This is a genomic window from Lachnoanaerobaculum sp. MSX33 (genome assembly GCF_000512995.1).
In the GTDB taxonomy this organism is placed as follows: Bacteria; Bacillota; Clostridia; order Lachnospirales; family Lachnospiraceae; genus Lachnoanaerobaculum.
In genome coordinates, this window is sequence record NZ_AZXX01000028.1 from 1 (window position 1) to 23,113 (window position 23,113).

Consider the following 23,113-nt stretch of genomic DNA (forward strand, 5'->3'; position numbering starts at 1 on the left):
TCATCAACTTTATATAAGCACTACACTTATTAAAGTGCGCCCAAATCTTGCAGTTGTCAACTTTTCAGCTTAAAATTTGTGCTTTGCACAAATTTATCCTTGTATACAATAATGATTGCGAACGAGCTCAGCGAGTTTCGCAATTACATATTACTTGATTTTTATCCATTGAATTGACGGTTCAAATTTTTCGCAATTATTGCAGGTAACAGACCAATTCAATTTTCACTCAAAATATTTTTTCTTCCTTTTGCCACTCGTTAAAATGATATGCATATTTACACATGAAACCATTGATAGGACTATAGTTAAATACTAAAGCAACAGGAGGAAATATACCGCCATAGTTATTGTCATTATACATACCATAGATATTGCGATTATCATTACTGTCAAAGCATTTATATAATTTAAACATATAGAGAGTCACCTGTGGATTCTTCCATCCAAAATAAATTGAACATAAAGCGTTTGACCTTTCTCAAATGTTCATAACTGTATATATTTATATAATTACAACTTAAATCTTTTAACATTAATACTACGGCGTTCTTTTTTGTGATACTTTGCAGCTCTCATATTGAGCAATACGAACAGCATCACTCTTTTATGAGAATCCCATTTCAACACCTAAGCCTTTTTTAGTGTCATTCCTCTAAATTTTCATACAATCTAATAATATCACAAAACTTAAAACTAATCAAATAAACTTAATAAAAGTATTGACAATAAACTTAATAAAAGTATTGACAATAATAAAATACTATTATTTTATGTATAAATACATTATATAGATTTTATATTTATGCATAATCTATCATTTTATTTAATACACTCCCACTAAAAAAGGGAGGCTCGTAGCCTCCTTTTTTACATATTCTTTATTATACTTTTTACCAGTCCCTCAAAGATATGAGATACCTTATTTGCAGCCTCGGATACCTCTTCATGGCTGAGAGGTTGATCCAAGATACCTGCCGCCATATTTGTAAAGCATGAAATACCGCAGATTTCAATTCCCATATGATTTGCAGCAACAGCCTCTATCGCAGTGGACATACCTACAGCATCCGCACCAAGTAATCTCGCAAGTTTTACCTCGGCAGGTGTCTCATAAGCAGGACCGCTAAATTGCATATATACGCCCTCTCTTAAAGAAACTCCCACTTCCTTAGCGGACTTTCTTACCACATCCTGAAGTCTCTTTGAATAAACATTACTCATATCAGGAAATCTTGTTCCGAATTCACCTATGTTTTCTCCAATAAGCGGTGAAGGTACTATGGTTGATATATGATCTGTAATCATCATCAAATCACCCGGCTTGTATGAAGTATTTACAGCACCTGCAGCGTTTGTAAGAATTAACTTCTTTGCTCCGAGCATAATCATAAGTCTTGTAGGAAGTACTACATCTGTTACAGGATAGCCCTCATAGTAGTGAACCCTTCCCTTCATAATAACCGTCTTTACACCCTCAACCGTACCGAAAAGGAATCTTCCGTCATGGCCTGCTACGGTTGATACAGGGAATCCCTCAATACTTGAGTATGGAATCTCACATTCAACTTCCATATGCTTTGCAAACTCACCAAGTCCTGATCCAAGTACTAAAGCAACTTCGGGTGTAAAATCTGTAACAGTTCTGATATAATCATAGCTCTTTTTTACTTTTTCAAAAACCGGATTCATATAACCTCCATTATAACTTATCTAAAATACTGTAACCAATCGTGTTTTCAGGCATCTTTAAGCCGAAATTGTCCACTATACTTGCACCGATTACCGCAAATGTATCTGTTGTATCAAGTAATTTTCCGCCGTCAAATTTCTTTGAATATGACATAAAGAAAACGGCTTCTCTTGTATGGTCTGTTCCCGTATGTGTAGGATCGTTTCCATGATCTGCAGTGAGTATTAAAAGATCGTCATCATTCATCTTCTCCATAAACTCACCAAGCTTAACATCAAACTTTTCAATTTCTTTGGCATATCCTATCGGGTCTCTTCTATGTCCCCAAAGAGCATCAAAATCAACAAGATTTGTAAAGCAAAGCCCTGTAAAATCTTCCGACAACATATCAATTGTCTGTTCCATACCATGCACACTTGAATCCGAATGATATGCCTTTGTAATTCCTTCGCCGACAAAAATATCATTTATCTTTCCGATTGAAATAACATCAAGTCCGTTATCCTTTAATACATTAAGAGCAGTCCTTCCAAAAGGCTTTAGAGCATAGTCATGTCTGTTTGAAGTTCTCTTAAATTCCCCTTTTTTCTTACCTACATAAGGTCTGGCAATTACTCTTCCTACCTTCCATTCGTCCTTCATTGTAAGTTCTCTTGCAATCTCACAGCATCTGTATAAGTTTTGAAGGTCGAATGTCTCTTCATTTCCACAGATTTGAAGTACCGAATCTGCAGATGTATATACTATCATCGCTCCGGTATTTATCTCTTCTTCCGCAAGTTCTTCAAGTATCTCCGTACCTGAAGCGGACTTGTTACCTATTACTCTCTTACCACATCTTTTTTCCAGCTCATCTATAAGCTCCTTAGGAAAACCTGTATCTGTAAATGTCTGAAACGGCTTTTCAATTCTAAGACCCATCATTTCCCAATGGCCTGTCATTGTATCTTTGCCGTTACTCATCTCTTCCATTCTGCAAAATCTTCCAAGCGGTTTTTCCACTCCCGGCTCTCCCTCTACAGGATGAAGATTGTACATTCCCAGTTTTTTCAAATTTGGAATATCAAGCTTTCCATAACTTTTTACTATATGCCCGAAAGTATCTGTATTTATATCACCGAATCTTTCGGCATCAGGCATTGCACCGATTCCCAAAGAATCCAGTACAACCACAAAAACTCTTTTATATTTTCTCATAAATAAAACTTTCCGATCAGCCTATATGTTACAAAGTAAATATACGCTTACTTCAGCTCTCTAAGCAATGCATCTTTAATATTATCACTTGCAAATGATACTTCTATTGCGTTTTTTATTCCCTGAATAATATCACAATCCGATATCATATCTTTTTCCTGTAAGAATAATATCTCATTTGTTATACTTGTGTTGCTGACCAATCTGTTATCCGTATTGACAGTAGCAAGTATGCCCCTCTTTATATAATCGGCATATGGATGAGTTTCATTTTTTCCTACCGCCTTTGTTTGATAATTGCTTATAGGACACATTTCTATACCTATGCGTCTGTCTTTAGCAAGTTTCAAAAGCCTTTCATCGTTTCTCATAGCAATACCGTGTCCGATTCTCTTTGCACCGTATTCTATAGCACCTTCTATATTGGACTTAGGTCCTGCCTCACCTGCATGAATAGTAAAATTCATCCCCAGATCCGTTGCATATTTAAACAGATCTTTAAACTCTACTATAGGATGATTTGCTTCATCTCCTGCCAAATCAAGTCCTGCCACACCAAAACCGTAATATTCTCTTGCAACTTTAAACATTGCCTTGCTCTCTTCAATATCATGATGTGTCATTGCACAGCATATGGCATTACCATGGATATTAAAAAGCTTACTTCCTTCATTGATTCCTGATATTACAGCCTCTATCACATCGCTTGTCTTCATACTGTCTGAAACCGACAAAAGAGGGGCAAATCTTATTTCAATATATCTCACGCCCTCTTTTGATGCCGACTTCATTACATCAACAGTAGCAGCCTTGATATTTTGGGCTGTGTTCATGGCCTTTAGCGGAATATCAAATTTTTCAAGATATTCCACCAGACTGTTACAATCCATACTGACTGAAAGCTCTTCCATAGTAAAAGTTCTTCCCAAAGCATTCTCTAAAAATGTCTTTGATAATGAACCGTCCAAATGACAATGCAAATCAAGTTTAGGTAATTTTATAATATCTTCTTTGTTCATATCTTAACCGTTATACATCATAAAAGGCTGATTCCACTATCTTAATAGTAGCGCTGGTACCAAGTCTGCTTGCACCCGCTTCAACCAATGCATTTGCAAACTCTTTGTCATGTATTCCGCCGCTTGCCTTTACTCCCATGTCCTTGCCGACAGTTTCTCTCATAAGTTTAACATCTTCAACTTTTGCACCAGCGGTTGAAAATCCTGTAGAGGTCTTTACAAAGTCGGCATTTGCCTCTTTTGAAAGCTCACATGCTTTAACCTTTTCTTCATCCGTCAAAAGGCAGGTCTCGATAATTACTTTTAAAAGAGCGTTTCCGCAAGCTTCTTTTACAGCCTTTATATCTTCCAAAACAACATCATAATCTTTATCTTTTAATGCACCGATATTTATAACCATATCTACCTCATCGGCACCGTCCATTACAGCAATCTTTGCTTCAAGTGCCTTGGCTCTTGTAGACATAGCTCCTAAAGGAAAGCCTACAACGGTACATATTTTAACGTCGCTTCCGTGAAGAAGTTCGGCAACATAAGGAACATAGTATGAATTTACACATACGGAGCAAAAGCTGTAAGCCATTGCCTCTTCACATACCTTTTTTACATCTTCCTTTGTTGCATCAGCCTTTAAAATTGTGTGATCAAATAATTTTGTTGCTAACATAATCCCCCTATCTGGCCTTTAAGAAAGGCTTACCATTTGCAGCCGGTACTCTTGTACTTCCTACTACAAACACAAGTGCAAGAATTGTTACTACATATGGAATCATTGAAACTAAATTCGGTGAAACAGCATTACCTGCTCCAAGCAGTGCCTTTATACCGTTGCAAAGTCCGAAAAGTAAACATGCCTTAAATGCTCCCTGCGGTTTAAACTTACCGAAGATTACCGCAGCAATCGCAATAAATCCCTGTCCTACTATTACTGCAGGTCTGAACTGACTTACAGTTGCAAGTGTAACGAATGCTCCTCCAAGTCCTGCAAGAAAGCCTGAAAGTATAACACAGATATATCTTGTCAGATATACATTAACTCCGAGAGTTGCACAGGCCTGTGGATGCTCACCTACAGCTCTAAGATGCATTCCGAACTTTGTTTTATAGAATACAAACCACACTACCAAAACTAAAAGAAAACTTAAATACGCCACTGAATAAGTGGAAAAAACATTATAGCCGAATGAACCCGACTTAAACACACCTTCAAACATCTTCGGAAGCTTTGCAGCCGTGTCAAGTGCAGGTGAATCTGATGAATTGTCGAATATAGCCTTACATAAAAACACTGCAAGTCCCGGCCCTATAAAGTTTATCGCAGTACCTGATATAGTCTGATCCGCTCCGAACTGTATACACGCAATTGCATGTATAACTCCCAGAAGTGCACCGCTAAGTCCGCCTACAAAAAATCCCAACCATCCGTTGCCGCTAAAATATGCCACACATGCACCAATGAAGGCACCGATTGTCATCATACCTTCTATACCGATGTTTACCACACCGCTTCTCTCAGAAAAGCATGATCCGAGCGCCGCCAAAAGAAGAGGTGGTGTTGCTATCAATATTGCATTTATAAGAAGACCTAAATTCCTTATTAAAACGTCCATTATACCGCTCCCTTCTTTCCATGATTTAAGAATATATTTTTAAACAGGCTTGATATAGCTATAAACAGGATAATAATACCCATTATAATATCTACAACCTCTGCAGGAGCATTTACCAAAGACAGTTTTCCACCGCCGTATTTCATTGCACCGTAGAATATTCCGGCAAAAATACATGCAATAGGATTTGATGAAGCGATAAGCGCTACTGTAATACCTTGGAATCCGTATCCTTCCTGACCTGAGAACTGCGAAATTCTTCCGCTCATACCCATAAGCTGTACGGCACCTCCGATACCTGCCAATGCACCTGAAAATGCCATTGCCGTAAGGAATGATTTTCCTGTATCAATACCCGCATACTGTGCAGCCGTATTACTGAAACCTACAGCTCTGAGCTTAAATCCCAGAGTTGTTCTGTTTATAATAAACCATACAATTACAGCAAATATTATTGCCAGTATAAAGCCGTAGTTTGCAGCTGACGCACCTGTAGCGGCTATAATTGATTTAGGAGCCAAAATTCTTGCTGTAGCCGCAATATCCTTTGTTGCCTCACCGCCACCGTCTTTATGGATAATACTTAGATTTACAACAAAGTTTGATAAATAGAAAGCTATCCAGTTAAACATGATATAGGATAAAACTTCATTTACACCTTTTTTGATTTTCAAAACTCCTACTATTGCACCCCAGATACCTCCTGCAAGTGCCGCTCCTAAAAAGCAAAGTGGAACATGAATAATTGCCGGAGCCTTTATGAGTATACCTAAAACACAGGCTGTGAGTGAGCCTACTACAAACTGGCCCTCCGCACCTATATTAAAAACACCCGTTTTAAATGAAAATGCAACACTAAGTCCTGTAAATATAAGCGGTGCCGCATAAATCAAACACCAGACCATAAATTTAGGCTTACCGAAAATACCGTTAAAGAGCTGCTTGTACGCATCCAAAGGATTGATTTTTGCAATGCTTAAAAGTATAGCACCTACAACAAAACCTATAACTATTGATATCAGAGTGTAAAAAGCATTGCTTGAAAGTATACTGTTTTTCTTACTCATCCTTTTTTCCTCCTGCCATTAAAAGTCCAAGCTCCTTCTCATCGGCATCTTCGCCAAGAACTTCACCTGTTATCTGTCCGTCAAAAATTACCTCTATTCTGTCTGAAAGATTCATAATCTCATCAAGTTCAAAAGATACGAGCAATACGGCTTTATCTTTATTTCTTTGTTCAACCAGATACCTGTGAACGAACTCTATAGCTCCTACATCCAGACCTCTTGTAGGGTTTACCGCAATCAAAAGATCGGAGTCGTTTGTCACCTCTCTCGCAATTATAACCTTTTGCTGATTACCGCCGGATAATGTTTTTGCGGCTTTTTTCGCGCTGTCATTCGGTCTGATATCAAACTTTTCTATAAGCTTTTTTGCATGAGCTTCTATATTTTTATCATTTAATATTCCGCTCTTTGAAAAAGGCTCTTTTTCAAAGTTTTGCAAAATAAGGTTTTCAGCAACTGTGAAATCCAATACAAGACCATGTTTTTGTCTGTCTTCAGGTATACTTGTAATACCCATATCAAAGCTCTGTCTCGGTGTAACATTAAAAGCATTTTTCCCAAGTATGGTTACGCTTCCCGACTCGGCTTTTTTAAGCCCTGTAAGTATCTCTACAAGTTCGGACTGTCCGTTTCCGTCAACACCTGCAATACCTACTATCTCACCTCTTCTTACATTAAGGCTTAAAGACTTAAGTATATCGACCTTTCTGTAGTCCTTGGCACAGAGATCTTTAACTTCAAGAACCACTTCTCCCGGCTCTCTCTTTTCTTTTTCAACTGTAAATGAAACATCTCTTCCTACCATCATAGCTGCAAGTTCACTTTCACTTGTGACTTTTACATCCACAGTGTCAATATATTTTCCATGTCTGATAATGGTACAGGAATCAGCGCATGCCTTTATCTCTTTTAACTTATGTGTGATAAGAATTACAGATTTACCGTCTTTTGTAAGACTCTTTATGATATCCATAAGCTCAACTATCTCCTGTGGAGTAAGCGAAGCTGTAGGCTCGTCAAGTATCAAAGTATTTGCACCTCTGTACAAAACCTTTATTATCTCCACTCTTTGCTGCATACCTACGGAAATGTCCTCTATCTTTGCATCGGGATCTACCGATAATCCGTATTTCTTTGACAGTTCTACAATCTTTTCTCTTGATTTTTTCAAGTCCAAAACAACGCCCTTGGTATCTTCCATTCCCAGTGCAATATTTTCGGTAACTGTAAACGGAGGTATCAACATGAAATGCTGATGTACCATACCTATTCCCAAATCAATTGCCCTTTGCGGAGTACCTATAGCGGTTTCTTTTCCGTCAATGAATATTTTTCCTGATGTGGGATGGTATAAACCGTATAAAATATTCATAAGCGTAGATTTTCCGGCACCGTTCTCACCCAAAATCGCGTGAACCTCTCCTTTTTTTACAGTGAGATTGATACCGTCATTTGCAACAAAGTCACCAAATTTCTTGACTATGTCCTGCATCTTGACAGCTATGTCCATTTTTCCTCCTTATCCTATAAAAGCTTCATATACTATTTATGTTATATAAGTACAATATCTCTAAAGCCGTTTTTTTGTGCTATTTCTTTAGCCTCATTCATCTCTTCTTCAGTCGGCATTCTATAATTTCTGTATTCTTTTCTTACACCGTTTTCTCTATATGAAATAAGCTTATATCTTATATTTGACTTTACAAGGAAAGGAGCCAAAGCCGCAGATGTATCAAATACAGTCTTTCTAAAGTCAAATAATTCAGGTACTATTACAGTCCTTACTTCAAAGAGTTTACCTAGCGATGCCAAAAAAAGAGCATTTTTTAATACAGTATCATTTTTTACATCGGTTACATTTATATGTTCCTGTCTGTCATATGCCTTTATATCAAGCATTACTCCGTCTGTATACTCTAAAAGTTTTGTATGCTTTTCAAAATCCACACTTCCATTGCTGTCTATCAGTGTGCCCAGATTCTTTTCTTTACACAGCATAAAAACTTCTCTCATAAAATCAGGATACAACATACATTCGCCGCCTGAAAATGTTATTCCTCTTATAAAAGGAACATTCTCACATATCTTTTCAAATGTCTGCTCTGAAGTAAGTCTTACAATTCTCGGTGTAGCACCATGTTTACAAATATTTATACAGGTATCACAACCTATACATTTTTCAGGATAAAATACAACCTTACCGTTTTCATTTTTTAAAGCAGCGCTTGGGCAGGGCTCTACACAGTCCATGCAATTAATGCAATGGTTTCTGGTTTCCGGATTGTGACAGTATTTGCAATTGAAATTACAACCTTGCAAAAATATCGCAGTCCTGTTTCCCGGTCCGTCCACGCTGCTAAACGGTATTATCTTATTGATATCGGCACTGTACACTAACGTACTTTCCTCTCCAATATCTTACAATTGTGTTTTGCTCCCATTCCGAGAGCTGTAGTATCCTGAAGTACACTCTGACCCTTTTCAAGCTTATTTATTTCCGATTTTTTTACAAGATATCCTGTAATTCTTATTACATCCGAATCTGATGAATAGAATGAAAGATATCTTATATCTTCTTTCATTGCACCCTTTATAATATCAAGTACATACTCATGGTTTTTATGTACTGTAAGGTCAATAGGGAAAATATCTCCTGTACCTGAAGGGAAGTACTTGTGGAATTTCTTACAATGCTTCAAATGCTCTATAAGATCCTCAGGCTCCTCACCTATCGGAATTCTTGTTCCCGGAGATACATTAACATCTGTAGCAATTCCTACCTGCGCATGTAAGAGGAAATGACAATCGGATACTTCACAGTATTTATTAAAATGATTTTTATTAAACTCATCTATAATATCCATTATTTCTACAGCCAATTTGTCTGCAACATCACTGTGTCCGTATCTGCCTTCAATTCCTTCTTTCTCAAGAAGAATGTTTACAGCTTCTGCAAGACCTACCATACCGAACATTGCCGAGAATCTCTCTCTCTTTATAAAGCCTTCTTTCGCAAGGAAGTTGTTTTCAAAGAATCCGCTCTCTTCAACTTCAAACTTGATTCTTTCATCCATATATCTTGCCATAATATCCATTACATAAGGCAAAGTATTTGTCTTGAAATCCTCTATGTTCTTGGCTCTTTTTGCGATATTTTTTATGATCAATCTTGAAAGAGTATATGCACCTCCGCCAAGAGGCAAGCCGTTATAGCAACTTGCAATAACATATCTTTCACCAAACTCACTTGTAAACATCTTATGGTTTGCAAATGAAGGCTTTGCACTGTGAAGTGCGGTATTTATTCCCATAAGAGCAAACTCATCACTTGTTATCTCAGGATCATACTTAAGTGTGATATTTGGAACCGCCTGCTCAAGTTCGGCCTCAACTTCAAGTATCAATCTTCCCGCTAAAGTGTCCTTTGGACCTATATTTGCATGTGAAAATGAATCCAAAATAGTTCTGTCCATATTGATAAAGAAAAGCTTTATCATCTTCTTAGCCAGATCTCTGTCCACATCATGCACAAAAGGCTCAAGCAATTCATCAAGTTGTCCCACATATACCGGAAAGTTTGTTACACTCGGTACATGGCGATAGAAAATAAGCAGTGAATTCAAAGCTTCATATAAATCCTTCGGCGGATCAAGCTGAAGGAACTTACTTCCTTCCTTCATAAACTTTGCATAATCAGGTATTATGTATCTGGGTCTCATAGGAGCATGTCCTTCAAACAAATCACATATACATTGACTATCTATCTCGGCATCAAGTAACTCATCAAGTCCTTCCGGCTTGTCCAAAACTTCAAGAAGTGAATCCGCATGGTTTGCCATGGTAGCTACTTTTTGCTCATGTGTGAGGCTTGCAGTCTTTACAGTCTCAAGCATTCTCTCTCTTATTTCATTTACCTTATCTAAACTGATATCTCTCATATTACTCCATTCTATAAGGGTGTCCCCTTAAATATACCTACGAAATTCGTAGATATATTTAAGGGGGCAGCACAGTGCTGCCCTTTAAAAATAAACAGATTAATTAATCCAATTCGTAGATATCACCATACTTAGCTTCAAAATCAGCCTTGTTGTTTGGAACCTTTATCTCTCCTGCTATAATCTTTGCCTTAACATCTTCAACTTCCTTAAGAAGTTCTTCAGGAAGATTGTCTGTTGTAGGTGCTATATCAACACCGCCGTCCTTTAATGTATAAGTCTTAACTCCGGCCTTATATTCACCGTCGAGTACAGCCTTTGCCTCATCATACACTGCATTGTCAACTCTCTTCATAGCTGATGTGAGAATTGTCTTAGGAGCAACCTTTGACTGATCCGAGTCAACACCGATAGCCCATATTCCCGCTTCCTTAGCCGCATCGATAACTCCAAGTCCTGTACCGCCTGCCGCATGGAAAATAACGTCTGCATTATTTGCCACCATGTTGTTTGCTGCTGTCTTACCTGCACCTGTATCTGCAAAGCTGTTTACATTGTTCTGTAAAATATTTGCATCGGGATTTGCATCCTTAACACCTGCAAGATATCCGTATCCGAATTCGTTCATAACATCTGTTGCCATACCGATAACAATACCTGCAGTATTTGTCTTTGTTGTCTTTCCTGCAATATATCCTACGAGATATGATGCCTGTGCCTGTTCAAACATAAGGCATGCAACATTGTCAAGCTCGATTGAAGCGTCATCTACAATTGCAAACTTCTTATCAGGATTTGCTTCCGCCTCTGTTCTTAGAGCGTCTGCCAACTGGTATCCGATACAGATGATAAGATCATAGTCATCATCCACCAATGTTTCAATATTTGGAATATAATCGGCATCTGTCTTTGACTCAAGATACTTTGCCTGTATTCCAAGCTCCTTTTGTGCTCTCTGAAGACCTTCCCATGCTGACTGGTTGAATGATCCGTCATTTACACCGCCGACATCTGTTACCATACCGATTTTTAAATCTGTAGATGCCTTCTTCTCTTCGGCTGCAGTACTTTCTTCACCGTCCTTGCTCTCCTGTGCCTTCTCAGTGCTCTCAGCCTTTGTGCTTTCAGTTGAACCTGAAGAACAGGCAACGAGTGAAAATCCCATAAGTGTCGCCATACCGATAGCTAATAATCTTTTTTTCATTTTTTCCTCCTTAAAAACGAATATAAATATTATATTTGAATAACATTTTAAGTATATATCATAAATTATTTGTAATCAAGTTGTTATATTTAAATGTAATATTAAATAGATTTAATCTTTTAATCTATCTATTTTAACTGCTCTTTTTTTATCAGTATTCTGATAGCTTCAACAGCCGTCTCAATAGCTTTACTTGTATCATGTACCTGCTCATTGCTAAGTCCGGCCTTTGCTCTCTCCTGATTTGCAATTGCCAAAAATATCGAGCCGACCTTTACGCCAAGATATGATGCCACTGTAAACAATGCCGCAGACTCCATCTCTGAAGCCAATGTACCAAGCCTAAGCCAAGCCTCCCATTTATTTACAAGTTCATAGCTTACAGGCTTATTTTCAGGTTCATGTTGACCGTAGAATGCGTCCTTACACTGAACAACTCCTATATGTGACTTGTATTTCAGTTTGTCGGCCGCTTCTTTTAATGCGGTAATTATATCAAAATCAGCCACTGCCGGAAATTCTATGGGGGCATACTCTTTACTGGTACCTTCCATTCTTATAGCTCCGTTAGCTATTACCAAATCACCACCGCATACATCAAGCTTCATTCCGCCGCAGGTTCCGACTCTTATAAATGTATCTGCACCGCATCTTACAAGCTCTTCAAGTGCTATAGCCGATGAAGGTCCTCCGATACCTGTTGAAGTTACGGAAACCTTTACACCGTCCAGATAACCGGTATATGTTACATACTCTCTGCTGTCCGCCACAAGTTTTGCATCATCAAAATATGCGGCAATCTTTTCACATCTTTTCGGATCTCCCGGAAGTATTACATACTTTCCCACATCACCCTTGCCGACGCCAATATGATATTGAACGCCGGCACCTTCGGTATAATCAATCATCTACTTGTTCCTTTCAATGTTTTATAAAAATATTATATATTTAGAGCAGTTTTTTTACAATCTAAATTAATCAACAAAAAAGTCTATATCCCAAACAGACATAGACTTTAATTTAAATATTAGAATATTCTCCAAGCAACTATAAAGTTATTTCTCCACCAGCTTGACATGCTGCTTCTCTTTACTCTACCTCTTGAAGATGAAGCATCTATTATCTCGCCGCCTCCGGCAGCTATACCGACATGTCCTGAAACTACTACGATATCTCCTGCCTGTATATCTGAGAATGAACTTATTCTTGTATATCTTCCCGGATTTCTCCATCCCGAAGATGTAATATATGACTGTCCTACTCCCATCTGCTTAAGAACCCAGTATACAAATCCCGAGCAGTCAAATGAGTTTGATCCCTTTGCTCCCCATACATACGGACTTCCGATTTTTGATGAAGCAATGCTTATCATACTTCCTACACTACCTGAGTATGAGCCTCCGCCTCCTGAGCTTCCTCCACTTGATTTTTTGTCCGACTTTCCAACGTTTGAAGAATCATTTCTTGAAGGTCCGTTTGTATTTCCCGAACTCAACTTGGCAAATGTCTGTGCTCCTGCTCTACCGTCTGCAGAAAGTCCGTTATTGCTTTGGAATCTCTTTAATGCAGATTCTGTAAGCTCTCCGAAATATCCTGTAGCATTCGATTCATTTAAATATCCCGCCTTTGCAAGAAGACTTTGAAGTCTTGCAACCTGCTCATTTTCATCACCGAGGACGAGACCGTTTGCCTTTGCTTCACTTGAAAGTATAACAGCTCTTGTAGAAGGCCCGAGGTATCCGTCCACTACAAGGTCATTCTTTGACTGGAATACTCTTACGGCAAGCTCTGTATCCTTACCGTATGTACCGTCAGGTCTTGTAGTAAGATAACCCAGTTCAAACAATCTGTTTTGAATGTTTTGTACGACTTCACTGTGCTCTCCGAGTGAAAGTGTATTTGCCTTTATCTCATCAGAATATAAGAGGTTCATGGTCTCACTTCCGACCTTACCGTCCTCACTTAATGAGTTTACCTGCTGAAGCTTTAATGCGGCTTCCTGAGTTTTCTCATCATATGTGCCTGTAATCATATCTGCAGAAGCCAGATATCCAAGCTCATACAGACGGTTTTGTATTCTTTTAACATCCTCGCCGACATCACCGAGCTTAGCCGCATAATGTTTTGCATTGTCATCCATCAAAAGAGGTAGTGTTGAAGGACCGATAATACCGTCCTGTGCAAGACCGTTTTGTCTTTGGAAAATCATTACAGCCGCCTTTGTAACCTCACCGAAGTAATTTGTAGGCTCATCATTGTCCATAAAACCGAGCTGCATAAGTCTTTCCTGAACTTTTTCTATATATGAGTGCTGCACACCCTCTTCCAAAAGTTCAGGTCTCGGTTCCTCCGTTTCAACTTCAATACCAAGTGAAGGGAACTCATTTCCGGCCTTTTCCATAGGCATTACCTGTGCCGCAGCAACCTCTACTTCTGTAGATGAACTCTCTACGGCAACTGTAGTTTCGGTAACAACACTTCTTGCACTCTTTCCGGACATAGAAACACCTATAATTGCCGCCAAGGCAACTACACCTATGACTCCTCCTGCCATTATCTTTTTACTTTTATCCATGTCCTGTATAGTTTCCACTCTATCTTTTACACTTCGTAAAAATTCATTCTTTTTTTTCTTGCTCATCTTCTCTTCCTTGTCAAAATTTATATGCTCTCTTTTAAATATCCTGCCAATTTTGCAAACTCCTCTAAAGTAAGAGCTTCACCTCTTATCTTTTCAGACTTTCCAAGCAATGACAAAGCGTGAATTATCTTTTCTTTTGAAAAATTAAGACCTTCAAAATTACCGAGAGAATTTACCAAAGTTTTTCTTCTTTGATTAAATCCCGCACGAATTATTTGAAACATCAATTTATCATCAACTGCTTTTATAGGTTTTTCCTTGTAAATATCCAAACGTATAACACTTGAGCCGACCTTAGGTCTTGGAATAAAACAGTTCGGCGGAACAAATGCTACAACATACGGATCCGAGTAATACTGCACAGCCAAAGACAATGCACCGTAATCCTTGCTTCCGGGCAATGCCTGCATTCTGTCAGCAACCTCCTTTTGTATCATGACTGTAATACTGTCAATATGAATATGTGACTCGAGTACATTCATGATTATAGGAGTGGTGATATAGTATGGCAAATTTGCAACAATTCTTATATTCTCAAAGTCACCGTATTTTTGCCTGCACTCCTCAATCAGCTTTTCCAAATCAACTTTTAGAAAATCAGCATTTATTATACTTATATTTTCATAATTTGCCAATGTCTCATTTAATATCGGCAATAAATTTTTATCAATCTCAATAGCAACAACCGCTTTTGCGGCATTTGCGAGGTATTGTGTCAATGCACCTATTCCGGGACCTATTTCAATAGCCAAATCATTTTTACCAAGTCCCGATGCCTGACATATCTTATCTAAAACATGTGTATCTATCAAAAAATTTTGTCCGAATTTCTTTTGAAAATTGAAATCATATTTTTTGATTATTTCTATAGTGTTTGCCGGATTAGCAATATTTGTCATTTCAAACTCCATCTCACTCTATGTGAGTATAATGAAAACTCATTATTTCATCTTAGGATACAATTTTTTTGCATTCTCAAAAGACTTCTCTATAATAAAATCTTTTGAGACTCCTTTTATCTCACTCAATTTATCTATAATGTAAGTCAAATTCAATGAAGAATTTCTTTTTCCTCTGTTCGGAACAGGGGATAAATAAGGGCAATCAGTTTCAAGCACAAAATCATCAAAAGAAATCTCTTCTACAGTTTCTTCAAGTTTTTTTGCATTCTTAAATGTAACTACACCGCCGACACCCAGTACATATCCGAGCTTAATAAATTCTCTCGCCATTTCTTTGCTATAAGAATAGCAATGTATAACTCCTTTGACACCTTCAAATTCCTTTAAGATATCAAGAGTATCTTTTGCGGCATCTCTTGAATGTATAACTACAGGCAAATCACACCTCTTTGCCAAGTCAAGCTGTGCTCTGAAGCACTTTTTTTGTATCTCTTTATCCGGCTCATCATAGTAATAGTCAAGTCCTATTTCTCCGATAGCCACCACCTTCTCATCAAAAGACATTTCTTCAAGTAAAGAAATATTTTCATCCGAGATTTCTTCTGCACAAGACGGGTGAATTCCAACTACAGCATAAACAAAGTTATATTCCTTTGCCAATGCGATACTGTTTCTTGAACTTTCCATTGAAGCACCGATATTTACAACTCTCTTTATACCTTTGTCTTCAAAGCTTTTTAAAAGCTCATCCCTGTCTTCTTCAAATGCTTCATCATCATAATGAGCATGTGTATCTATTATATATAAATCTTCTTTTTTGTCCATGTAATATTTTCTTAAAATTTATGTAATATTTTTTATCGCAAAATATTCTTAATTAAAACTAAAGCCAACAGATGCACGGGGTAAAAGAAGTAGAACAAGTATTTCAAACTCTTTCCCTTCTCACCGTTGTACATATTTATCGGTATAAGACTGAATAATGCCGGCGGTTCAAATGAAAAAATAATTGCTGTAGCAACATTTTTATAAACGGCTCTTTCTCTGAATAAATACATACATCCCACGGCCAAAGGTCCAATATACTCATAATCGGACTTTATAATCCATGCCGCAAAACATCCCATACCTACAAAAATCACACTGAAATCCGGATATTTTTTTATTCCGCAAAGCATGATAACACATATAAGCAAAGACCACATTACATTTTGATGCTGCATATTGACAAATCCGCCCCAAAACGCCATATCAAACGGTACTTCTGAAAGTATCGCAAATAATGTAAGTCTGATTATATATTTTTTTATGTTTTTTGTGTGAACAAATCCTTCAACAAGTAAAAAAAGATATATAGGAAAGGCTACACGCCCTATCATCCTTGAAATATAGTACATCCTCATAGAAACAGCTATATTGAACATTAAAAAGATCAATCCGCTTGCTCCGATATGATCTATGAGCATTGTAACCATTGCTATATACTTCAGTACCGCTGAAGAAAAAAACTTTATTTTTATTTTTCCCAACACATTCACCTTTATGCGCTTTTAAAAATCGGGGAACGCAAAGAAAAGCATTCCCCACACAATAATATTTATGCTATTTCAGAACCTGTCTTTATATTCTTCTCAGGTGATACCAAAACCGCATTTCCGGCATCATCCTCAGCCATAAGTATCATACCCTGACTCTCAAGTCCCGCAATATTTCTCGGTGCAAGATTTGTAACTACAAGCACCTGCTTTCCAACCATATCCTTTGCAGAATACCACTGCTTGATACCGCTTAGAATCTGTCTTGTTGCACTTCCTATCTGTACCTGTGAGCATAGAAGTTTCTTTGACTTAGGAACTTCCTCACATTTTATAACCTGTCCTACCTGTATCTGAAGCTTTGCAAAATCATCATACTCTATAGTATCTTTTGCTTCTACATCAACGCCCTCTATTTCAGGCTCCTGCTTCTCAGTTTTTTCACCAAGATTTAAAGCCTCAACCTGCTTTAACACTTCTTCAAGATCAAGTCTCTTAAATAATATTTCAGGCTCTTCCACAACCTTCGTTCCACTCATAAGAAGTCCGAATTTATTCATATCTTCAAGGCTTCTCTTATTTGTTCCGAACATATCAAGTATCTTTTCAGATGTCTCAGGCATAAAGCTGTAAAGTAAAGAAGCACCTATAGATATTGACTCCGCCAAATTGTATAAAACAGTCTGAAGTCTGGCCTTCTTATCCTCTTCTTTTGCAAGAATCCAAGGTGTAGTCTCATCAATGTACTTATTACATCTCTTAAACAATGTCCATATCTCTGTAATAGCATCAGCAACACGAAGCTCAGACATCTTCTTTACAACCTTTTCAACAGACATAAGCACTACATCTTTTAAATCGGTATCTGTTTCCGTTGAACCGGCAACGCTCTCATCTTTTGCATCTGTCAAAACACCGTCAAAGTACTTGTTAGTCATTGATATTGTTCTGCTTACAAGATTTCCAAGTACATTTGCAAGGTCTGAATTGAACCTTTCCACCATCAAATCCCAGCTTATAACACCGTCATTATCAAACGGCATCTCATGTAATACAAAGTATCTGACAGCATCAACCCCGAAGAAATCAACCAATGTATCCGCATAAAGAACATTACCCTTTGATTTACTCATCTTACCTTCACCCTGTAAAAGCCACGGATGACCGAAAACCTGCTTTGGAAGCGGTAAATCAAGTGCCATTAAGAATATAGGCCAGTATATTGTATGGAATCTTATAATATCCTTACCTATAAGATGAAGATCTGCAGGCCAGAATTTTTTAAATCTCTCACTGCTGTTTCCGTCTACATCATATCCGATACCTGTGATATAGTTTGAAAGTGCATCAAGCCATACATAAGTAACATGCTTAGGATCGAAATCTACCGGAATTCCCCATGTAAAGCTTGTTCTGCTGACACAAAGATCCTGTAATCCCGGTAAAAGGAAGTTATTCATCATCTCATTTTTTCTTGAAACAGGCTGTATGAACTCAGGATGCTCATTGATATGCTTTATGAGTCTGTCCGCATACTTACTCATCTTAAAGAAGTATGCTTCCTCTTTTGCAGGATATACTTCACCGCCGCAATCAGGACATTTTCCGTCAACAAGCTGGGAATCTGTAAAGAATGACTCACAGGCAGTACAATACATGCCCTCGTAGAATCCCTTATATATATCGCCCTGATCATAGAATTTTTTGAAAATCTTTTGAACCTGCTTTTTATGGTCTTCATCTGTAGTTCTGATAAACTTGTCATATGATGTATTCATCATATCCCAGATCTTTCTGATCTGTCCTGCCGCATTGTCTACATACTCCTTTGGAGTAATACCTGCATCCTTTGCCTTATTCTCTATTTTTTGACCGTGCTCATCTGTTCCTGTCTGAAAGAAAACCTCAAGTCCTTCTTCTCTTCTGAATCTCGCTATTGCATCAGCCAATATTATCTCATATGTGTTTCCGATATGTGGCTTTCCTGAAGCATAGGCAATAGCCGTTGTTATATAATATGGTTTCTTACTCATTTGTCATTCCGCCTTCTTACAATTTCTATTATATCTAAAATATGAAGAATAAAATCCTCCATCAATATTGATATCCGTATTTATTACCGATATACTTTTTAAGCTTTATTCTGTTTAATACATCTGTTTACTTTTAATAATGATTTCATCAATATGTCCATTTCATTGTCTTCCAAGTCTTCAAGCATTGAATTGACCATCTGATCATAAAGTTCTTCATTTCTTGAAAAAGCAGCTTCACCTTTTGATGAGAGGTTTACAAAAACCACTCTCTTATCCTTTTCGGATCTCTCTTTTATAACATACCCTTTTCTTACAAGGCTGTTTATTGAAATCGTCAAAGTCCCTATGGTAACCGCCAGCTCCTTTGCAATCATTGACATATTCTTTTTTTCATTCATTCCTATAGCTCGTATTACATGTATATCATTGTTGGTCAAATCCTTAAACTCGGAAGCACGTAAAACGCTTTCCTCATAATCAAGTATATCATTAAATAACTTAACAAGGATTATTTTAAATTCCTTTGAACCCCTCAAAATACTCATCCTTTTCGTATTGCATAAAACACAACACCTGATTTATCAAACCAATATTATACTAAATTTATTACAGAATATCAAGCTTCCTTACCGTTCCAGCAATATGTACACAACTTACATGGACTTATACCTATGGATTCTGTTAAATCATCAAGTCTGTGAAATCTGAGGCTTGAAAAGTTTTGAATCTTTCTGATTTCCTCAACCATCTCTTCGTAGTTTTTGCTGTTCGGATCGGCATAGTCAAAGAGGAGTTCTTTGCTTACATTATCCCCCTCCCTTTCTCTTATTATTCTTCTTGTAATCAAATCATAGTCGGATTTCGATCTTGAAAAATTAAGATATTTACACCCGAATAAGAGCGGAGGACATGCAGGTCTTACATGTACCTTCTTTGCACCGGAATTATACAAAAACTCCGTGGTTTCTCTTAACTGCGTGCCTCTGACTATGGAATCGTCTATCAGGAGTATATCATTATTTTCTATAAGTTCCTGTACAGGTATAAGCTTCATCTTGGCGATAAGATTTCTCTGACTTTGATTTGTAGGCATAAAAGACCTTGGCCATGTAGGTGTATACTTTATAAAAGGTCTGGCAAAAGGTATACCCGATTTATTTGCATAACCTATGGCATGCGCGGTACCGGAGTCCGGAACTCCGGCTACAATATCCGCATCTACATTATCTCTTTTTGCCAAAAGTTCACCGCATTTATATCTCATGGTTTCTACATTTACACCCTCATATGAAGCTGTCGGATAACCGTAGTATACCCATAAGAACGAACAGATTTTCATCTCGGATTTTGCAGGTGATATTTCTTTTACCTTATCCGGTGTGATAAATACTATCTCTCCCGGTCCAAGTTCCTTATAAAAGCTGTATCCCAAATTTAAATATGCATGATTTTCAAATGTAATACAGAATGTATCTTTCTTGCAACCTATAACCAGAGGCGTCCTTCCGAATTTATCTCTGGCGGCATATATACCCTCCTTTGTCATAATTACAACAGTCATGGAGCCTTTTATCGTTTCCTGTACGTACTCAAGTCCCTCTTTAAAGGAAGGCATTGAAGAAATCAATGTGGCCACAAGCTCATTGTCATTTACACGCCCGCCGCTCTGCTCCTGGAAATGTACTCTGCCGTCTTTATAGAGTTTTTTTATTATCTCATCATGATTGCTTATTTTGCCGACTGTAGTTATAGCATAGCTGCCCAGATGTGATTGTATCAAAAGCGGCTGCGGATCTTCATCCGATATGCAACCAATTCCCATATACCCACGCAAATCTTCCACATCTTTTTCAAACTTTGTTCGAAACGGCGAGTTTTGAATATTGTGGATTACTCTGTTGAAATACTCTCCGTCAAATACAGCCATTCCGGCACGTCTTGTTCCAAGATGCGAGTGATAGTCAACCCCGAAAAACAAGTCCATAACACAATCATTTTTTCCTACTACACCAAAAATACCGCCCATGTTTTTTCCTTCCCTAAATAAGCACAAAAACAGATATAGAAATTCTATATCTGTTTTAATATTATTTATTGATTAAATACTTCTTTAGCTGTAGTTACAACATTTTCCTTTGTAAATCCGAACTTTTTGAAAAGCAAATCCTGAGGTGCAGATGCGCCGAAAGAATTCATGGATATTACTCTTCCGTCAAGACCTGTATATCTATCCCATCCAAAGCTTGATAAGGCCTCTATTGCCACTCTGTTTCTTACATTTTTCGGCAGTACTTCTTCCTTATACTCCCTGCTCTGTGCCTCAAACACATCCATACACGGCATACTTACAACTCTTGTAGATATATTATCCTTCTCAAGCTCTGTTGCAGCTTCAATGGCAAGTGAAACCTCGGATCCTGACGCTATTAAAATCATATCAGGTGTAGACTTTGAAGCTTCTTTTATAATATAAGCTCCCTTAAGCGCTTTCTTTCCGCTTCCGTCAAGCTGCGGAAGATTCTGTCTTGTAAGCACAATAGCTGTAGGTGTAGACTTTGAAACCATAGCCGCATACCATGCCGCAATTGTCTCTCTCGCATCGGCAGGTCTGAATGTATTGAAATTAGGCAATGATCTGAGCATTGCAAGCTGCTCTATAGGCTCATGTGTAGGTCCGTCCTCGCCGACACCTATAGAATCATGTGTAAATACAAATATTGTAGGAATATTCATAAGCGCAGAAAGTCTCGCCATCGGCTTTGTATAATCACTGAATACAAAGAAGGTGGCACAATATGCTCTGAGTCCGCCATGTAATAAAATACCGTTTGTAATAGCGGTCATTGCAAACTCTCTTACACCGAAATGTATATTTCTTCCTGAAAAATCATCCTTTGAGATATATCCTTCACCGTTCATTACAGTCTTGTTTGAAGGTGAAAGGTCCGCAGAACCGCCTATGAGATTAGGGAATATATCTTTTAATCTGTTGATAATGCTTCCTGAAATATTTCTTGTAGCTGCAGGTGCATCATCCCATGCCCAGAACTCATCATTATCTATTAAAGAAGCATTGATTTCAGAGTAATAGTTATCCCATTTCTTTGCATCTTCAGGATATTTATTTGCATACTCCTTAAAGAGCTTATTCCACTCTTCTTCAATCTTTGCATTTTTTTCATTTATTTTATTAAAATTCTCATATACATCGGCATCAACTTTAAAGCTCTCTTCCGGATTAAAACCGAAACCTGACTTAAGTGCGGCAAGCGCTTCACTTCCAAGAGGCTCACCATGTGCTCCTGCAGTTCCCTGCTTCTTTCCCGCACCATATCCGATTACCGTATTTATCTTAATAAATGAAGGTCTATTCTTATCTGATTTAGCCTCTTGTATAGCCTTTCCGATAGCTTCAAGATCGTTTCCGTCCTCTACCTCTATAGTCTGGAATCCGAAAGCCTTCATTCTGTCCACTACATTCTCTGTAAATGCTATATCTGTACTTCCCTCAATAGAAATTCCGTTTGAATCATAGAATACAATAAGCTTTGAGAGTCCAAGTGTTCCCGCAAGTGAAAATGCCTCTGATGATATTCCTTCCATCAAGCAGCCGTCACCGCCTAACACAAATGTATAGTGATCCACTATATCATAACCTTCTTTATTGAATACACTTGCCATATGTGCTTCAGCCATAGCCATACCTACAGCCATACCCATACCTGCACCAAGCGGTCCTGTAGTAGCCTCTACACCTACCGTATGACCGTACTCGGGATGTCCCGGAGTCTTTGAATCCAGCTGTCTGAAACTCTTCAAATCATCCATGCTCAAATCGCCATATCCGAAGAGGTGGAATAATGAATATAAAAGCATTGAACCATGACCTGCAGACAGAATAAATCTGTCTCTGTTTGCCCAATCAGGGTTCTTCGGGTTATGCTTCATATGATTTGCAAAAAGTTCATATGCAATCGGGGCAGCTCCCAAAGGCAATCCCGGATGACCTGACTTTGCTTTCTCTATACCGTCTGCACTAAGAACTCTTATGGTGTTTACAGACTTGATGTCAATATTATTCATTTCTATGCTCCTTTTTACATAACAATACGATTTTTCGGTTCATAAAGATAATCTAAAACTTCGCTCTGAACTCCAATCTTTTTCATTTTACCACAATATAATAAATTATAAAATGTCTTGCAAATAGTATTTTTATTTGGTAAAATATATACGTTATGGATTTTGCACGGGTTTTTCCCTATTGTGAT

20 protein-coding genes are annotated in these 23,113 nt (G+C 37.8%); all 20 read right to left on the bottom strand.

Features of this window, described 5'->3' with window-relative positions; translation table 11 throughout:
* Nucleotides 1-229 precede the first annotated feature (229 nt).
* The 20 genes from HMPREF1495_RS03105 to tkt all read right to left on the bottom strand — a co-directional run bounded on the left by HMPREF1495_RS03105 (nt 230) and on the right by tkt (nt 22,925).
* A complete protein-coding gene (locus HMPREF1495_RS03105) occupies nt 230-418 on the bottom strand; it encodes a hypothetical protein (RefSeq protein ID WP_034211976.1) in 189 nt (62 codons plus the stop codon).
* Between the two features lie 452 nt (nt 419-870).
* On the bottom strand, nt 871-1,692 hold the full coding sequence (locus HMPREF1495_RS03110; protein ID WP_034211978.1) for a purine-nucleoside phosphorylase: 822 nt from the start codon (nt 1,690-1,692) through the stop codon (nt 871-873).
* 10 nt (nt 1,693-1,702) lie between these two features.
* Complete coding sequence (locus HMPREF1495_RS03115) at nt 1,703-2,890, bottom strand: phosphopentomutase (RefSeq protein ID WP_034211980.1); 1,188 nt, start codon at nt 2,888-2,890, stop codon at nt 1,703-1,705.
* Nucleotides 2,891-2,937: 47 nt separating this feature from the next.
* The gene (add, locus tag HMPREF1495_RS03120; RefSeq protein WP_034211982.1) at nt 2,938-3,909 is read right to left on the bottom strand and encodes an adenosine deaminase; all 972 of its coding nucleotides are present in this window, start codon (nt 3,907-3,909) and stop codon (nt 2,938-2,940) included.
* Between the two features lie 10 nt (nt 3,910-3,919).
* Nucleotides 3,920-4,576 carry a deoxyribose-phosphate aldolase gene (gene deoC, locus HMPREF1495_RS03125; protein ID WP_009664149.1) on the bottom strand — a complete coding sequence of 219 codons (657 nt, stop codon included), beginning with the start codon at nt 4,574-4,576 and terminating at the stop codon, nt 3,920-3,922.
* 7 nt (nt 4,577-4,583) lie between these two features.
* Nucleotides 4,584-5,519: an ABC transporter permease gene (locus HMPREF1495_RS03130; RefSeq protein WP_007592607.1), complete on the bottom strand. Its 936-nt coding sequence runs from the start codon at nt 5,517-5,519 to the stop codon at nt 4,584-4,586.
* A complete protein-coding gene (locus tag HMPREF1495_RS03135; RefSeq protein WP_034211985.1) occupies nt 5,519-6,586 on the bottom strand; it encodes an ABC transporter permease in 1,068 nt (355 codons plus the stop codon). The genes HMPREF1495_RS03130 and HMPREF1495_RS03135 overlap by 1 nt, the downstream gene beginning before the upstream one ends.
* Nucleotides 6,579-8,096 (bottom strand): ABC transporter ATP-binding protein, encoded by a 1,518-nt coding sequence (locus HMPREF1495_RS03140; RefSeq protein WP_034211987.1) that lies wholly within the window; start codon nt 8,094-8,096, stop codon nt 6,579-6,581. Before HMPREF1495_RS03140 ends, HMPREF1495_RS03135 begins: the two co-directional genes overlap by 8 nt.
* A 41-nt stretch (nt 8,097-8,137) precedes the next feature.
* The gene (locus HMPREF1495_RS03145; RefSeq protein ID WP_034211989.1) at nt 8,138-8,980 is read right to left on the bottom strand and encodes a YjjW family glycine radical enzyme activase; all 843 of its coding nucleotides are present in this window, start codon (nt 8,978-8,980) and stop codon (nt 8,138-8,140) included.
* Complete coding sequence (locus tag HMPREF1495_RS03150) at nt 8,980-10,524, bottom strand: YjjI family glycine radical enzyme (protein ID WP_034211990.1); 1,545 nt, start codon at nt 10,522-10,524, stop codon at nt 8,980-8,982. Before HMPREF1495_RS03150 ends, HMPREF1495_RS03145 begins: the two co-directional genes overlap by 1 nt.
* 103 nt (nt 10,525-10,627) lie before the next feature.
* Nucleotides 10,628-11,728, bottom strand: a complete 1,101-nt coding sequence (locus HMPREF1495_RS03155; RefSeq protein WP_034211992.1) for a BMP family lipoprotein — start codon at nt 11,726-11,728, stop codon at nt 10,628-10,630.
* Between the two features lie 128 nt (nt 11,729-11,856).
* Nucleotides 11,857-12,636: a uridine phosphorylase gene (gene udp, locus HMPREF1495_RS03160; protein WP_084544485.1), complete on the bottom strand. Its 780-nt coding sequence runs from the start codon at nt 12,634-12,636 to the stop codon at nt 11,857-11,859.
* A 119-nt stretch (nt 12,637-12,755) separates the two neighbouring features.
* A complete protein-coding gene (locus HMPREF1495_RS03165; protein WP_034211994.1) occupies nt 12,756-14,369 on the bottom strand; it encodes a C40 family peptidase in 1,614 nt (537 codons plus the stop codon).
* 20 nt (nt 14,370-14,389) lie between these two features.
* Nucleotides 14,390-15,268, bottom strand: a complete 879-nt coding sequence (rsmA, locus tag HMPREF1495_RS03170) for a 16S rRNA (adenine(1518)-N(6)/adenine(1519)-N(6))-dimethyltransferase RsmA (RefSeq protein WP_034211996.1) — start codon at nt 15,266-15,268, stop codon at nt 14,390-14,392.
* Between the two features lie 42 nt (nt 15,269-15,310).
* Nucleotides 15,311-16,096, bottom strand: coding sequence for a TatD family hydrolase (locus HMPREF1495_RS03175; RefSeq protein WP_034211998.1), 786 nt, complete (start codon nt 16,094-16,096; stop codon nt 15,311-15,313).
* A gap of 32 nt (nt 16,097-16,128) precedes the next feature.
* Nucleotides 16,129-16,803, bottom strand: a complete 675-nt coding sequence (locus HMPREF1495_RS03180; RefSeq protein WP_242832840.1) for a TraX family protein — start codon at nt 16,801-16,803, stop codon at nt 16,129-16,131.
* Nucleotides 16,804-16,868: 65 nt separating this feature from the next.
* Nucleotides 16,869-18,839: a methionine--tRNA ligase gene (gene metG / locus HMPREF1495_RS03185; RefSeq protein ID WP_034212002.1), complete on the bottom strand. Its 1,971-nt coding sequence runs from the start codon at nt 18,837-18,839 to the stop codon at nt 16,869-16,871.
* Nucleotides 18,840-18,937: 98 nt separating this feature from the next.
* Nucleotides 18,938-19,387 carry a MarR family winged helix-turn-helix transcriptional regulator gene (locus HMPREF1495_RS03190; protein WP_198006706.1) on the bottom strand — a complete coding sequence of 150 codons (450 nt, stop codon included), beginning with the start codon at nt 19,385-19,387 and terminating at the stop codon, nt 18,938-18,940.
* Between the two features lie 71 nt (nt 19,388-19,458).
* A complete protein-coding gene (locus tag HMPREF1495_RS03195) occupies nt 19,459-20,868 on the bottom strand; it encodes an amidophosphoribosyltransferase (RefSeq protein WP_034212004.1) in 1,410 nt (469 codons plus the stop codon).
* Between the two features lie 65 nt (nt 20,869-20,933).
* Nucleotides 20,934-22,925 (bottom strand): transketolase, encoded by a 1,992-nt coding sequence (gene tkt / locus HMPREF1495_RS03200; protein ID WP_034212006.1) that lies wholly within the window; start codon nt 22,923-22,925, stop codon nt 20,934-20,936.
* Nucleotides 22,926-23,113 lie beyond the last annotated feature (188 nt).